This is a genomic window from Paenibacillus sp. J23TS9, assembly GCF_018403225.1.
In the GTDB taxonomy this organism is placed as follows: Bacteria; Bacillota; Bacilli; order Paenibacillales; family Paenibacillaceae; genus Paenibacillus_AQ.
On record NZ_BOSG01000004.1, the window covers coordinates 430,707 to 444,198 of the forward strand.

The 13,492-nt window shown below is 49.4% G+C and carries 18 protein-coding genes; all 18 read right to left on the bottom strand.

Going from position 1 to position 13,492, the window contains the following annotated elements:
- Positions 1–467 precede the first annotated feature (467 nt).
- The 18 genes from KJS65_RS23600 to KJS65_RS23680 all read right to left on the bottom strand — a co-directional run bounded on the left by KJS65_RS23600 (position 468) and on the right by KJS65_RS23680 (position 13,485).
- Positions 468–1,184 carry a glycoside hydrolase family 73 protein gene (locus KJS65_RS23600; RefSeq protein WP_213652276.1) on the bottom strand — a complete coding sequence of 239 codons (717 nt, stop codon included), beginning with the start codon at positions 1,182–1,184 and terminating at the stop codon, positions 468–470.
- Positions 1,171–1,602: a phage holin family protein gene (locus KJS65_RS23605; RefSeq protein WP_213652277.1), complete on the bottom strand. Its 432-nt coding sequence runs from the start codon at positions 1,600–1,602 to the stop codon at positions 1,171–1,173. Before KJS65_RS23605 ends, KJS65_RS23600 begins: the two co-directional genes overlap by 14 nt.
- Positions 1,603–1,748: 146 nt before the next feature.
- Entirely contained in the window at positions 1,749–2,045 is a 297-nt protein-coding gene (locus tag KJS65_RS23610; RefSeq protein WP_213652278.1) for a hypothetical protein, read from the bottom strand.
- 17 nt (positions 2,046–2,062) lie between these two features.
- Complete coding sequence (locus KJS65_RS23615) at positions 2,063–3,091, bottom strand: phage tail protein (protein ID WP_213652279.1); 1,029 nt, start codon at positions 3,089–3,091, stop codon at positions 2,063–2,065.
- A gap of 2 nt (positions 3,092–3,093) precedes the next feature.
- Entirely contained in the window at positions 3,094–3,660 is a 567-nt protein-coding gene (locus KJS65_RS23620; RefSeq protein WP_244864760.1) for a YmfQ family protein, read from the bottom strand.
- Positions 3,653–4,807, bottom strand: coding sequence for a baseplate J/gp47 family protein (locus tag KJS65_RS23625; protein ID WP_213652280.1), 1,155 nt, complete (start codon positions 4,805–4,807; stop codon positions 3,653–3,655). The genes KJS65_RS23620 and KJS65_RS23625 overlap by 8 nt, the downstream gene beginning before the upstream one ends.
- A complete protein-coding gene (locus KJS65_RS23630) occupies positions 4,807–5,262 on the bottom strand; it encodes a DUF2634 domain-containing protein (RefSeq protein WP_213652281.1) in 456 nt (151 codons plus the stop codon). Before KJS65_RS23630 ends, KJS65_RS23625 begins: the two co-directional genes overlap by 1 nt.
- Positions 5,255–5,656 carry a hypothetical protein gene (locus KJS65_RS23635; RefSeq protein ID WP_213652282.1) on the bottom strand — a complete coding sequence of 134 codons (402 nt, stop codon included), beginning with the start codon at positions 5,654–5,656 and terminating at the stop codon, positions 5,255–5,257. Before KJS65_RS23635 ends, KJS65_RS23630 begins: the two co-directional genes overlap by 8 nt.
- Complete coding sequence (locus KJS65_RS23640) at positions 5,649–6,626, bottom strand: XkdQ/YqbQ family protein (RefSeq protein WP_213652283.1); 978 nt, start codon at positions 6,624–6,626, stop codon at positions 5,649–5,651. The genes KJS65_RS23635 and KJS65_RS23640 overlap by 8 nt, the downstream gene beginning before the upstream one ends.
- Positions 6,623–7,276 carry a LysM peptidoglycan-binding domain-containing protein gene (locus KJS65_RS23645; RefSeq protein WP_213652284.1) on the bottom strand — a complete coding sequence of 218 codons (654 nt, stop codon included), beginning with the start codon at positions 7,274–7,276 and terminating at the stop codon, positions 6,623–6,625. Before KJS65_RS23645 ends, KJS65_RS23640 begins: the two co-directional genes overlap by 4 nt.
- A gap of 68 nt (positions 7,277–7,344) precedes the next feature.
- On the bottom strand, positions 7,345–8,913 hold the full coding sequence (locus KJS65_RS23650) for a tape measure protein (protein WP_213652285.1): 1,569 nt from the start codon (positions 8,911–8,913) through the stop codon (positions 7,345–7,347).
- 23 nt (positions 8,914–8,936) lie between these two features.
- The gene (locus tag KJS65_RS30125; protein WP_280531354.1) at positions 8,937–9,065 is read right to left on the bottom strand and encodes a hypothetical protein; all 129 of its coding nucleotides are present in this window, start codon (positions 9,063–9,065) and stop codon (positions 8,937–8,939) included.
- A 23-nt stretch (positions 9,066–9,088) separates the two neighbouring features.
- The gene (locus tag KJS65_RS23655) at positions 9,089–9,523 is read right to left on the bottom strand and encodes a phage tail assembly chaperone (protein ID WP_136603666.1); all 435 of its coding nucleotides are present in this window, start codon (positions 9,521–9,523) and stop codon (positions 9,089–9,091) included.
- A 35-nt stretch (positions 9,524–9,558) separates the two neighbouring features.
- Positions 9,559–9,966: a phage tail tube protein gene (locus KJS65_RS23660; RefSeq protein WP_136603665.1), complete on the bottom strand. Its 408-nt coding sequence runs from the start codon at positions 9,964–9,966 to the stop codon at positions 9,559–9,561.
- A 61-nt stretch (positions 9,967–10,027) separates the two neighbouring features.
- The gene (locus KJS65_RS23665; RefSeq protein WP_213652286.1) at positions 10,028–11,494 is read right to left on the bottom strand and encodes a phage tail sheath family protein; all 1,467 of its coding nucleotides are present in this window, start codon (positions 11,492–11,494) and stop codon (positions 10,028–10,030) included.
- Positions 11,495–11,496: 2 nt separating this feature from the next.
- Positions 11,497–11,706 carry a YqzN/YkzM domain-containing protein gene (locus KJS65_RS23670; RefSeq protein ID WP_213652287.1) on the bottom strand — a complete coding sequence of 70 codons (210 nt, stop codon included), beginning with the start codon at positions 11,704–11,706 and terminating at the stop codon, positions 11,497–11,499.
- 10 nt (positions 11,707–11,716) lie between these two features.
- Positions 11,717–12,556, bottom strand: a complete 840-nt coding sequence (locus KJS65_RS23675) for a hypothetical protein (protein WP_213652288.1) — start codon at positions 12,554–12,556, stop codon at positions 11,717–11,719.
- Between the two features lie 461 nt (positions 12,557–13,017).
- On the bottom strand, positions 13,018–13,485 hold the full coding sequence (locus tag KJS65_RS23680) for an ArpU family phage packaging/lysis transcriptional regulator (RefSeq protein WP_213652289.1): 468 nt from the start codon (positions 13,483–13,485) through the stop codon (positions 13,018–13,020).
- Between the last annotated feature and the right edge of the window lie 7 nt (positions 13,486–13,492).

Genomic DNA, 13,492 nt, shown 5'->3' on the forward strand with positions numbered 1-13,492 from the left:
GTACGTGTTTTTCCTACTTCTTATGCTATTCGAAAACCTTCTATATTTGAAGAAGAAAATTTAATTTATTGAAGTTCTTTACTTTGTGCTATGTGACCGCTACGGTGACGGATCGTTCTTCCGATCGCTGTTGTCTCCAAATTTCTTGATTATATTTCCTAAGGTAGAGATTCGGAGACAAAGCTTATGCTTCCGATGTAGCTTTCCTTCGGAAAGCTTTTAGGCGACCGCTACGCTTCTTCAGATCGATTCCGTCCCCTCCGCTGCTTAAGTTTTTTGTTAAACACAATTTGCAATGTATAGCCAATTTACACGCCACTAATTCAATCCTCTACAGACCGGATTGCCTTTTGCAGTAAACAAAACGGGGCTCCTTGTTGTCTCTGTGATGTTCCTAGTATGGAGCCCCCGTTAGCCGTAGCATGAAAACATCAATTCCCTCCTGTCCCGTTCAGATGCTGCGAAACCTACAGCAGTTTCAGACGCTGCAAAACCGCCAGCATCCGGAAGAAGTCGTAGCTTCCTTGGACAGGCGTATCGATTAAACCGGCGCTGGTTGCGGATTGCACCGCGGATTCAGCCCATGCCGGTGTTTGCATTTGGTCTTTAACTGTTAAACGGGACAGCTGCCCTTCTAATTCATCTACCCTTTTCTGCATGACTTGAAGCTGCTGCTGAAGCTCGGCAACCTGCATCGAATTACCATCTCCTTTATCTTTGCTCGTGGTATCGTACTTTGTCAGATTGTATGTCTCCATTATGGCGATCAGTTTGGCAGGATATTGTGGGTCGGTGGCGTAGCCGCCCTTCCAGACCTCTCTGGCAGCTGTTTTGTAATCTGCGTGAAGCACGCCATGATAGCGGGTCGGATTATCGCGGGTGCCTTTTAGTAGCAGCTCAGAATGATCAGCGATCGATTCCGTCCAGGAAAGGTATTTTCGGAAGGAGGCGGTCACCTTGACCGGCTTGCCCTTCACATACTCCGTCGTTGGCATGTCCACGCTTCCCGCCGGTCCCTTACCCTTGATGCCGAACAGATTGTTAGCCTGCTTCGTTAGTCTGCTTGTCCCCCAGTTTGATTCGAGAATCGCTTGGGCGATCGTGAGAGACGCGGGAATTCCGGTTCGCTGCATATCGGAGACGGCGCAGGGAGCGATGGTGGAGATGAAGTTAGTTTTGTTCATGGTGAGTGTTTTCCTCCTCTTGGGATTTGGAGTTTAAAATTTCAATGGCTCGCTGAAATACTTTAGGTATAGGAAGCCCCATGCGTCCAGCATTCTCAATGATACTTAGCAGTTCATTTGCTAAATAGAAGAAGATCACGGCATTCTGAAAGTACTTGAGGTTTCCAAGCACCAGGTCTATAAAATGGGCTACGGTAACCATAAGGAATATAGCAACTTTTCTAGCAATACCATAAAATCCTCTGCGGCTCATAAGCTCGCCGCTGCTCCAGGCTGCGATCCACCCCGTAAACCAATCGACGGCAACCAGGATCAACAGAAGATGCATCAGCAAACTCCAGCCGCCAAAGAAATATCCAGTTACCGCACCAAAAGCTGTGGAGAACATTTTGACTAGGATAGAAAGTCGTTCATCCATGGGTAGTCCTCCTTTCAAATTTTATATTTTCGAAAAAAACAACCATGTATTCGGAATATCCGAGAGCATGGTTGTTTTGGTTTTATTGATTTTTTCCCAAAATGAAAAAGGATATCTTATTGTGTGTCAAGTAATAAGTAATTTCCCTACCTTTTTAAAAAATCCACCAACACTAATTCAAGCTCTGCCAATCTGTTTCTAAGAGAAACAACCTCTTCTTCTGTGGATTTGTTGGCGAAATCCGCTTTGTAATCATTTAAATCTCTAGGAATTTCGCCCCCAATTTCTAGTAATTTTTCTGAAACTAGTATGCCTGCTTTTGTCGTATCTATGCCAGAAACACATATATCCTGGCCATTAATCTGATCATCACTAACACTAATAACATCCAGAATGCGATCAATTATAATACGGTTTTCACGTTTATATATATAAGCAAACATTGTGTAAGCCTCTCCTTTTAACTAGTTCTTATTACTCCATATGGTGTATTAAAAATCTGCGCTCCTCCAGTTGCCTTAAATGTTGTGATAGCTCCAATATCAATTGTACCCCTGATGGTTACAATCGCTCCATTTTCTGCCGAAATCCCTGTGGTATTATTGGAACCTGTATTATTTGAAGAAAACACCAAAAACCCAGACATCATGCTAATACAAACAGGTTTATTAACAAAGTTGGTAAATGATACATCCAGTCCTTGGCCAGTAAAAATAATGCCATATTGGAATGTTGAATAAAATTGACAACTCGTAATATTTACTCTTGATGAAGAATAATCTCTTGAATCTATACATTGCGCAAACTTCAATCCGTAAAACGAAATATTCCATACTGTACAACCTAATATTTTAATATACCCTGTAATATCTACTGATAAATTAGTATTTGGATACCATGGACGAAATTCTAATTTATATGGACCATCAAATCCACTGATATCAATCATGCTCTCTGAGTAAATTCCTGCCCTAATAGCTATAGTTACATTTCCAATAAGATGCTTTTTTATTTGCGATAAACAGAAACTTATTGTTCTACAGGGTGTATTCTCAGATCCGCGCCCAGGTGTATCTATCCCTGCCGATCCATCCACATAAAACATTCTTCCTACTTGGTCTCCTGTATCAACAGTTGGGATATAAGATAATATGTTACCAGAGTGGATAACCTGGTTAGATTGAATAGTTAGGTTATTAGTTATATTCCCTCCACTCATTGGTAACCTTTTATTCATCTCATCTGTAATATTTTTAATTGCTTTTGATGTAGCAGCCGTTGATTCCAATTCACTGTTCGTCGCATTCGACAGCTGCACAATTCCCTTCTGAGTAGTACTCGCATCTGGTACATTAACCTTAATATTCCCTACAGCCTCGTCAATCTTATCCCAGTTTTCATTCAGCATCGTCTTAACATTAAAAGTATCGTTCCCATCTGTTGCCGGGTCTTTCTTCAACAGCCCCAGATTCGGTGTATTGCTCGCCATGCTCAAGCACCTCCTGCAAATTTGTTTAATGGTATTTGTTGCAGTTGATCCAGCGTGACCACCCCATGAAGGTCGCGGATCAACAGATAGTTAAAGGCATACTTCACCGCCAAGTGGGCTGGTTTGATTTCTTCCAAAGCCGCTTTCAAATCCTCGAGATTCGGCGGAATGCCGACGGTATCGATAAACTTGACTGTAAAGCCCCATCCCTCAGGCTGAAAAGATACCTCCACCTTTCCACCGTCATAGGCTTCGGCCACGTTTTTGACGAGAGCCCCGGAGAACTGGCCCGCACCGCGCAGCTTGGATTCCACCACAGCACGCCTTTGCTCTAAAGGCTTAGCCGAGTCGGTGGGAATACCAAGCTCAACCTCCCAACGACTCAGACCCCAGGTTGCTGTGCGTACGTAAAATTGTGCGGCTGCCGCTTCCAGTGCCTGATACAGCAGATCCATCTCCCTGCCCTTGGCATCCATGTCCGATTGCATCACTCGTGAGTTCTCGTAGTACGCTGGCAGATAAGAAAACAGCTCGCGTCCCCGCAAGCTGCTCCATTCACTTTTATTCACTTACGCTCACCGTCCCCAGTACCGCCACCTCGCCAGACCCGATTTCAATATTCTGCTGAGCTGTGTTCCCGTTAATGGTCAGATCTGAATAATCCACGATGATCGGAATGTCGAGGAGTACGGCGGCAATCCGCGTATAGCGCACCAAGGGATCTTTCCGGTTAAAGGCAATTTGCTGCAAATAGGCTTGAATCCCGTCTCCGATGAGTTTCTGGATTTCTTCCAGCGTTGACGGCTTCTCCTGTGTACGCTGGACTTTGACGGTGATATCGATCGCAACCTCCTCCGCAGGCATCGCGGTCACCACGGGGCCTGCCGGGGCCAGCCCTTCGCCCTGCCCGTCCCGGGTCGGATCGATATGCTGCTGCACGGCTTCCACAATTTCTGCGCTTGCCGCACGCTTGTCTGTATCCAAAAGGTACAGTGCAACCGTGCCGGGCCCCTTCCATAAAGAGACTACTTCAACGCCGCCAACACCGGCGATTTCATTCGCCCACTGCATATACTGTGCCTTGTTTCCGCTTGTCCCTTGGCTGCGAACCTTCGCGTAGAAACGCTCCAACAGCGACTGGTCCGTCTCAGTATCCGCCCCGCTTCTTGTCGGTTCGGGATTTGTAACAGATGTAATACCGCTTACTGACGAAAACATCAACTGTATCACGCCTGCGGGTACGTTGCTGTTTTTCCCGGGCGTAACTGCCCGTATGGCTGTCGATGCTGCACCGTTCTCGTCCAAAACAACCGCTTTCGTTGTGACGAATTCCACCGCGAGCTCACCAGATACGTCATCCGCCGGGGTAGCAACAAAAGTTCCTAAAGGCACCTTCGTTCCTGGTTTTCCTGTAAATACTACACGCCCTGATGAAGCTACCGCTTCACGCCTTGTTATGCCATGCTCCGCTGTCCGCAAATCCAGTTCAGCCGAGCGGAAATAGTCGGTATCGCTGGCCGCCGTGCTGGCAAACCCACGTCTCAGCAGCTCCTGCGCCCAAATCGCCGCCTCAGACAGCATAAACGCGACCGGAGCCTGTGCATCCCAAATAAAAGAGCCTTCAGATTTATCGATATCCGAAGGCACCTTATCCAGCATACGGTTTAATATTTCTTCTTCCGTTTGTTCCTGCAAATATTGCGGCAAGTCTGCCATTAGATCACCACGCTTTCGATTGTTTCCATTTCATCATGGACGTTCGTAATGCGGCAGCTGAAGCGGCATGCTTCTCCTTCCCAGTCAAAGGCAAACTGATCCACGCTCTGTGTCCTTGCATCGGACAGCAGCGTTTCGGTAACCATGCGCCGAACTTCGCTTTCCTGAAGCGCCCGGCTGCTGCTGCCGATCAGACCCTCCAGTTCGCTGCCGTAATCCCGGGAGTAAATCACATAGCGGTACCGCGGCGTACGGATGGCTTTTTCGCACCAAATGACCCAAGCGTCCTTATCACCGCCCACCGTCATTTTGCGTGTCGGCGACATGACAAATTCGCCAGCCTCAAAATCAAAGCGCCAGCTTCGCCCGAAAATTGCCCCGTTCTTCTCGAGTGCTTCTGGTTCTGTTACGTCCGTCCACACCATATCCACCGTCTCAGGAAATAGATTAGCCATGTCCGTTCACCACCTTACTTACAACGACCACGTCGTTGCCTCTGTTTACCCGAACGGCAAGTACCCGGTCACCCGGCTGTAAGGCAAGTCTGAGACTAACATCTTTCACTTCGTTCTTTTCAAAATAAAAAGAGGTGTTCATCTGCTTATTGTCCCAATTCGGCTGCTCGGCCTGAACGGTCGTCCCTGTCACCATATATCGGGGTGCCGTAAACAATCCCGGCAGCTCTGCAACCATATAATCCGGAAGCTCATGCTTGAAATCATCCAGCTTGAGGCCAGTCCCCGTGACCGTACCCAGTACAGCACCCGTGCCTCCGAATGCCTGTCTTGCATGCTTACCGACAGAAGAGTAAAGTGCGGATGCCAGTTGTCCGTAAGGATCTTTATTCAAGGTAAAACCTCCTTTTCACGTCATCATAGGTACCAAGCTCGAGCGACATGCCTCCCGGCTCTCCCAATTCCCGGCTGACCGAAATCACCAGCAGCTTCATCCCGCCCAGCATAACGGCATCTCCCGCCCGTACCGTATTTATATCCGGGGCATTCAGGGATATGGTCTGCGAAATCCCGCGCAGCTTGCTATTCGCCAGTTCTTTTGCAGCTGCATTCGACTTTACTTCATCATCCTGGATAATCGCCTGCAGCTGCCCGTACTTATCGATGTCCTTTTCCGCGATCGCCATCACTTTGGCTGGAACCTCTTGCCCGCTCTCGTTGGCGGTCGTTGCCAGCACCTTCACTTTGGTTGCGGCTCCTTCCAGCGTGCGGGATTGCGTCGTATCCGTTACATGTTCGAGAATATATATTTCTTTGTTCGTTCCAAGCTCATACAATTCCAGCCCGGACGAGATCATACGGGGATGATAGAGCTTTCCGCCAGCCTTTGCGGTTTCTCTCAGATCAGCAAACATGCTTGCATAGATGGACTGTGTCCGGTAAACCGAACGCCCCAGATCTTTGCCTGTATCCGGCAATTTGGCGATTTTCAAGTTCCAATCGGATGCATACTTTTTAAAGCGCTGCGTCGCCGTCTGTTTGGCCGGAAACAAATATTCATCCTCGGATTTATCCAGATAAATCGTCCGGTCATATACCGTCAGCGTCATCCGCTTGTTTCCGTTATTTGAGCTTTCGACCTCCCAGACGACGGCCGGGTTAAGCAGAGGAACATAGTCCTTTTTCCCGTAAGGAACCCCGCTGATCCGGATAGCCATGCCTGGACTTATCACCGGCATATCCGGCGTTACAATCAGGTTAACCGTACCTTGATAAGCAACCTGTTCGAGTGAATCGCGGAGATTGATCGCCTCAACCAAGGGAGACAGATCATATTTATCCTGCAAAATCACTTTATAGCTCATGGTAGCACCAGCTTCTGCCCGGGTTTAATAGCACTTGGATTGCTGCCGATTATCTTTTTGTTCAATTGATATATTTTCTGCCAATCTGAGCTGTTCCCGAGCTCCAGCTTGGCTATTTTGGATAGCGAATCACCCGATTTGACTATATAGCTCTTGTTCTTTTGCTTCATATCCACACGTGGTTTCTTATTAACCGCTGTCGCAGATTGGCCAGTACTGCTGGCCGCCGTTTTGGCTACCTTCATTTCCCTCCAGGTCCGAAGCGTAATGTCAAAATAAACATCTCCCAGTTCGCCGCCGCGAAAAGTCGACTGATGAGAGGATACAAATACGGGAACATTCACGGCCGTCTCCGTGATGATAAATCGCAGAGGTGCTTTTAATGATAAAAATTCATTCAGTGTGTTCATCGCAATTTGCGGGTCCGGTAGATCCTGCTCGCTTCCCTGGCAGAAAGATTCATCGAACTCTTTAGGAAAAAAAGAAGCGAAGGAAATTTCCTTCACTTTATCTCCCTGAGGGAAATCGAATTCCCCATACGATAGGATCGTTGTCGTATCGAAGCCCTTCTGCCGCGAGATCGATACCTCTTCCGGGTTTACCGGAAAAGTGAACTTCTCCCCCTTGCCGTTGATTAGAATAAATTCCATCTATCTACCTTCCTCCTTTCAAGTAGGCCATCCACAGCCGAATCATTCACTAAGCTTACGGTATATGCTTAGAGGGCGTAAGCCCTTGCCGCAGGCTTTTGATTTTGTGTTGCCTTTTGAAATTCGGCTCTGAGCCGCTGACCGATTTGTTGGATCAAGCCCTCAATGTCAATTGGGTGTTCCTCGTGAACAGTGACTTGTAACGCTCCTGGAGGAAGGTTATATTGATTTGTAACTTCAGCTTTAAAATCCTTAAAGAGTCCGGAAAATGCAGTCATCTGCTCCGAACTGATCTGCACCAGCTGCGATATTGCCTTGCCACCCGCTGATACGGAGCTTGGGGCTGTTGCTGATTGTAGGCGTGGACCCGGTGCAGCATATGTTCCGGCTAAATAGGCAGCATTGGGTACTAACGGTCCCGTAGGTACTGGCGGCCCAATAAATGCTTGCGGTTTACTTGGCATAGATGGACCGATCATGGCAGCAGGTTTTTGGGATATATCTGCTGAGGGTTTGTCCTTTTTACCAGAGAAAGTTTTCGAGAACCAACCCTTCACTGATGAAAATGTTTCTTTGATCTTAGGAGCATAATCTGCAACCATGCCCCCTACTTTCCCACCAACAAAATCCCCTACGGCTCCCCCGATCACAGAACCGATTGCGGTGCCTACGACAGGGATGGGTATTAAAGTTCCTACGGCTCCGCCTAATACAGAACCTATGGTGCTTCCAGCAGCAGAACCGATCGCTTGAGCCCGTTCCTTACCCGGCTTGGCTGAAGCAATAGACATCGCATCGGCTGCAAATCCTAATGGACCGAGAAGCTTTTTCGATCCACTTTTAAGGAGTTTGCCTGCTATGCTCCCCACACCACTATTACCGACTTCACTAACAGCTGAACTTACAAAAGAAGCTGCCTTGGATGCTATTCCGCTACCGCCTTTAAATAGGTCTTTTCCTAGTTTACCGAATCCCTGAGCTCCACCAATCAGATCGACTCCAGCAGAGCCGACAGTTGATATCAGGTCTCCCAAGGCATTCGCCGTGTTCAGGGCTCTCTTACCTCTATGCAGCCTTCCCTCCTGAATTCTCTGTTTCCTCGTTTTTGTAATAGGTTTGGACTCATCTGCTGGTTCATCTTTCTTAGCATTTCCATCCTTTTTATCTTCGGGCTTTATTCCTTTTCTGGCGTCGCCCACTGCTTTTGCCTTTCCGGGGATATCGGTTAAGCTCTTAATACCACCACCTATGGATTTCGTGGCGGTAAAGCCGTCTTTCAGTTTATCCCAGAAGGTTTTTGGTTTTTCAGATGCACCTGCGACCTCGATTTTGATATTTCCAAGTGCCGATAACAAATCTTGTAGATCCTTCCCCGCTGCCGCTTCCACTCTCACCGTCCCCGAAGCATTAATAATCTGCGATTTCACCCGATTGATCTTACCGAGAATTCCATCTAGCCCTTTCGAAGCCCGATCCTTCAGTACAATTTCAGGTGCCATGCGGGTTCTTCCGATTCGCATCACACGCCCCTGAATACGCTCGAAGTAGCGCTCCATGGCGCGCAGCTCCCGGTTGGCCTTGATGACGTTTTTCGGGTCGATGACAAGGTTCATGCGGTAATTCAACGTTTCAGCCATTTGTGTTCACCTCCTTCTATTCATTAATTTTTGGCCGCCATGCGGTCCAGCTCGTCCTCTGTAAAAGCCAGCAGCAGCAGACGTTCACCCCGTGGCAGCCTCCAAAAATCTCCGGGACGAAGGTGATGCCGCACCCACAGATGATACAGCATCGTCGTCATTCCCCCGGAGTTGATTAGTTTTTTAAGTCTTCGATCTCAACGCCAAAACCGGATAGCTCCAGCACCTTGTCTCCAACGGCATCCAGTTCTCCCGCAAGCAGCATGCGGCGCACCGCCTGCTCCCCGCCGGACAGCTTCATGCGGCTCGTAATGCGCGGGTCACCCCAGCCGCTCAAAGACAAGCCTTTCACTTCAAGCTTGCCGGTCGCTTCCGCAATGAGCAGCGCATTAAACGTCTCGCTGTCCACCTTCTCATCTACCGAACCCTTTACCGTCCGGCGGATCATGCAGCGTTCGCGGATGCTGTCCACTTTACTGGAAGTCAGTCCATGCAGCACGATCTGCATATCCAGGCGCTTGATGCGGACGGTCTCCTCCGGCAGCTTTTCGGCGGCCTCAAACAGGCTGTCCAATATTTGTTCCTCTGTCATATGTTCATGCAAGCTCATACTTCATTCTCCTTTATGATGAAATTTAACAATGCTTAGTCTCCGACAATCGGATCTACCAGCTCATAGCCCTCAAAGGTAAACGTGGTCTCCTCCTGCACCTCTTCACCGGCTGTCCAGTTGGCGAGCTGGATTTTGTCCGGCATGCAGCGAATGAGGCGCACGCGTTCATGGCCAAATGATTCCGGGTCATCCAGCTTGGAAATGATATCGAATTTGGTGAAGCCTCGCTGAATCATATCGGAGGTCACTTTGTAGCCGCTCATCGTCCCGGTGCCTTTTTTAATGCCGTTTTTGTGCACCTTCCAGTCGTTGCCGACCAGATTCAGCTCTCTCTTTTCCAATTCCACGCTGGCCTCCAGCTTGTTAATATGCGTCTGCCACACCCCATCGATATAGGCCTGGCCATATGTCCCCAAAATCACTCTTGAAGCATCCAACATTGTTAGTTCCTCCTTATAATTTGAAAGATATTAAATAGATGAATGATTAAGCTGCTGAGTATTACTGCACATAAAAGGTTCCGAACAGCTGCTCCATCACGTCGGCCAACTTCACATTCCACTGCAGAAAAACCTGATCCGGTTCCGGCTTATTCACTGCACTGTCACCATAGTAGGCAGGGTCAAGAATCACGTCATAGCCGTTTGATTCGATGACACCACTGAGCCACAGCTGAGCCAAATATTCCTTCACTGCGCCAATCAACGCCAGGCGACCTTCCTCGGTGTTATTCACCTTGCCAATATACGTCTGTTCCGCAGCATGCTGCAGATCGGCATTGATCGCATCCATGACACGGATGGTGCGGATTTTCTTCCAAGCATTGTTCTGGCCTTCCGCAGGGCTGACCAAGCTGTTGATACCACGCAGCGCCTTGACTTGACGGCCATCGAAAAAGAGCAGGAATACGCCGTTTTTCACCGCTTCTTCCTGTTCAGAGCGGGTCCAGCGGCGAGTCACATCGTCAAATGGCGTTACCGCATACGTCGCCGATTGATTCAAGCGCTGACCCGCAATCAGACCGGCCACATAAGCAGCTGCCTGTGCAGAGCTGTAATCTGTTCCGGCAAGACGCACGCCTGTTCCGACGTTGATGATGCCTTCATGATTCAAGGCCAGCGAGCGGGCTGATGCCAGCTTCACCGCATCCTTGGATACATCATCGGAAGTCGATCCACCGAAGACGGCCATCACGCCTCTTCCTTCACGGCGAAGTCGTTTAACCCAAGCCGCGAAGCTTTGCAAAAGCGCCATATCAGCGGCATAATCCAGTGCCAGCACATCAAATTCCTGACCTTCCGCTGCTTCCTGCATGGCGATATAATCGGCATTGGTCAGCTTTCCGCTGCCGCTTACACCACCCGAAAGCACAGCACCGCTGACATCGGCCGGAATGCCGCCTTGTCCAAGCACCTTGGCCGTAATCCACACATTGCTGCTGTCCTGATTGATTTGCTCCGCGATGGAAGCCGCCGTGCCGTCTGTTCCCTTGTAGGTGCCGAGCAGTTTAGCGCCTTCGTATAGTCGAAGCTCACGCCCATCCGGTTCTCCGAGCGATGGCTGTACCGTGACGGCAAAGCCGTTGCCGCGGCTGCCCGGATATTTGGCCTGAAGCTGCAGGACTTCTGCAGGAGAAGCATCCGCATTTTGAAGTGTAATGCTTGCCGCGGCAGTAGTGTCATCCGCCAAGCGGTACGCCAACAGCTTCTTCGGTCCGCCAAGAAGGGCGAGATAGAGCGTCGGATACGCAGTTGCTCCATCAAGGGTATCTTTTGAAAAAACTTGTGCAATCGCCGTCTCGCTGCTGATCTCCACAAACTCGCGTACAGGACCCCAATTGGCTTTGACCGGCACAACCACCGTACCGCGCAAGCCACCTTGAATTGCGGATGCTGCCGCTGCTTTGAAATTCATATACAGTCCCGGCAATACCGGTTTATTCGTGTTTTCCCATGTTCCGCCTGCCATAATTAATCCACCTTCGCTTTCATGAATTGTTCGATTTTTTCCTTGGTCTCGGATACAGTGAACTGCTCGCCTTCCGTCCCATAAAAAGCGCCCGCCATCACTTCCTGTTTGACATCAAACAGATCCTTGCAATGGGCAATCAGCTCCGTGAGCTTATAGCGGGGAGCAATGCTTCCTTCCATTTCGTTTTTAATCGTTTTCTTCACAGCCATGTAGGCCACCTCACTTCAAAATGGGATGAATTTCGACTCTGCGGATCAGCGCCGCTTCTTCTGCTGGACGCATCTGCCGCTGCACCAGCGTCAACCGCAGCTGGCCGTCCAGAAAGGAATCCGCCTGCAAATCGGCCGACACTTCCGCCACCGACATGTACCTTCGTTGATCAGCACTAATGGGCAGCTGCACCTTCGAACCTAATCCTTCAATCAAGGACACGGCCGTCAGCTGCTCAGTAGCTGCATCCGGTGCGGTAATATGCCCGCTGTAATGTTTGCGAACTTCATACAAGGAAGCTCCCGCCATCTTCGTCTCGCATCCAGTCATCCGCCACAACACCGCGTATTCATCCGGGCCGGATGGCCATGCCGTATGATATACCGACCATGGCTTACCCATCAGGCTGAAAGTCCAATCGGTTAATGCTTGCAGCCACTCGTCTGGCCCAGCCTCAGCATCGCCTGCACCTGCCTCCGGGTTATACACACCAAAGCGCAGCGTACGGCATGCCTTTCCGGTGGTAGGATCCAGCCTTTCAGCTTCCCTAGCCCCCAGGTAATGCAGCGTAAAAGCAGAATCATCAGCATTCTTCACACGCTTGTGATGCAGACCACTGATTAGCTCAGCTGCCCAGTTATCCGCCTGATCCAAACCGGCATCACCCGCGTACAGCTTGATACGGATCACCTGCCGGTATCCCGCCCAGGATGATTTCCATATTTCTTCGCCGAAGGCGATCACACCATAGGGTTCCTCACCCCCTTCGACCGGAAGCTGCACATCGTACAGCCGGTCCTTCAGTATCGGAACGATGCCGATTATCGCTTGCTTGACCGCCGCTCTCATGCTGCAGGCAGCCGAACCTTTATCCCCTTGGCCCCAAATCCCATTTCTGCACTACTAAAGTCTGCTCTCTTTCTCAATACGGCTCCTCCTTCCCGTCGTCATATGCACCGGAAATGCGTTCGAAAGGCAATCACCGCATATAAAAACCGGCCCTTATGGCCGGCTCGCATTTGACTGTTTTTGTCTTCGGCTTGTCCTCTTGTGTTCATTTCCGATGCTATAATCTTACACCCCTGAATGGGATGCGCTGACGGTGAAACGGACGGATTAAAGAGCATCGGCGGATGAAAATAGTACGAATGTATGTTCGTATTTTAATGTTTATTTTATTGCGATGTTCGTATTCAAAGTCGTCGACGTTACCTTTCTTGAAATAAAAAAACCGGCGACCTTCTCAGGCCCCCGGCTGCTCTCAGCGTTTTCTCTCTCCATATCATGATGGTCATCGAACATGCAGCTTCTCATCCCGGCTTCCTCTTCTGCAGCTCCCCCAGCATCAACAGTCCTCTGTCCGCCAATGCCAGCGCCATTTTATAAAAGGCCTTGGTCCGGACCTTCGTATACGTGTCCTTGCTGACGGGCGGATCCAGAATATAGTTGTAGACCTTGTAATCGAATACATCGTCCTGCTTCAGATAACGTTCGCGGATGACCAGCTGTTCCCGTTCACTAAGCCGCTCCACAATCGACTCAATCATCTCACAGTACGCTCTTCTTGTCGCAGGCACGTCCACATTATGAACGGCAATCTGAGCGGTCTGATCCGAGGTCACGTTCGTCGGCCCATGAAAGCGTTCCGTGTAAGAAGCCGTCATGCTTGCCTCTCTTGCCTCAAAGGTAATGGTCTTGTAAATACGGTATTTTTCAAGCAAAGCCTCGACGGCGGTTTGCGTTTTGCGGCGGTCCAGTTCCGGTAGTCCCTTTTCCATAGGTATG

Excerpts from the sequence above, each read along its gene's own strand:
- KJS65_RS23600 (WP_213652276.1), bottom strand. The coding sequence starts at position 1,184 with ATGAACAAAACTAACTTCATCTCCACCATCGCTCCCTGCGCCGTCTCC.
- KJS65_RS23605 (WP_213652277.1), bottom strand. The coding sequence starts at position 1,602 with ATGGATGAACGACTTTCTATCCTAGTCAAAATGTTCTCCACAGCTTTT.
- KJS65_RS23610 (WP_213652278.1), bottom strand. The coding sequence starts at position 2,045 with ATGTTTGCTTATATATATAAACGTGAAAACCGTATTATAATTGATCGC.
- KJS65_RS23615 (WP_213652279.1), bottom strand. The coding sequence starts at position 3,091 with ATGGCGAGCAATACACCGAATCTGGGGCTGTTGAAGAAAGACCCGGCA.
- KJS65_RS23625 (WP_213652280.1), bottom strand. The coding sequence starts at position 4,807 with ATGGCAGACTTGCCGCAATATTTGCAGGAACAAACGGAAGAAGAAATA.
- KJS65_RS23630 (WP_213652281.1), bottom strand. The coding sequence starts at position 5,262 with ATGGCTAATCTATTTCCTGAGACGGTGGATATGGTGTGGACGGACGTA.
- KJS65_RS23640 (WP_213652283.1), bottom strand. The coding sequence starts at position 6,626 with ATGAGCTATAAAGTGATTTTGCAGGATAAATATGATCTGTCTCCCTTG.
- KJS65_RS23645 (WP_213652284.1), bottom strand. The coding sequence starts at position 7,276 with ATGGAATTTATTCTAATCAACGGCAAGGGGGAGAAGTTCACTTTTCCG.
- KJS65_RS23650 (WP_213652285.1), bottom strand. The coding sequence starts at position 8,913 with ATGGCTGAAACGTTGAATTACCGCATGAACCTTGTCATCGACCCGAAA.
- KJS65_RS30125 (WP_280531354.1), bottom strand. The coding sequence starts at position 9,065 with ATGCTGTATCATCTGTGGGTGCGGCATCACCTTCGTCCCGGAGATTTT.
- KJS65_RS23655 (WP_136603666.1), bottom strand. The coding sequence starts at position 9,523 with ATGAGCTTGCATGAACATATGACAGAGGAACAAATATTGGACAGCCTG.
- KJS65_RS23660 (WP_136603665.1), bottom strand. The coding sequence starts at position 9,966 with ATGTTGGATGCTTCAAGAGTGATTTTGGGGACATATGGCCAGGCCTAT.
- KJS65_RS23665 (WP_213652286.1), bottom strand. The coding sequence starts at position 11,494 with ATGGCAGGCGGAACATGGGAAAACACGAATAAACCGGTATTGCCGGGA.
- KJS65_RS23670 (WP_213652287.1), bottom strand. The coding sequence starts at position 11,706 with ATGGCTGTGAAGAAAACGATTAAAAACGAAATGGAAGGAAGCATTGCT.
- KJS65_RS23675 (WP_213652288.1), bottom strand. The coding sequence starts at position 12,556 with ATGAGAGCGGCGGTCAAGCAAGCGATAATCGGCATCGTTCCGATACTG.
- KJS65_RS23680 (WP_213652289.1), bottom strand. The coding sequence starts at position 13,485 with ATGGAAAAGGGACTACCGGAACTGGACCGCCGCAAAACGCAAACCGCC.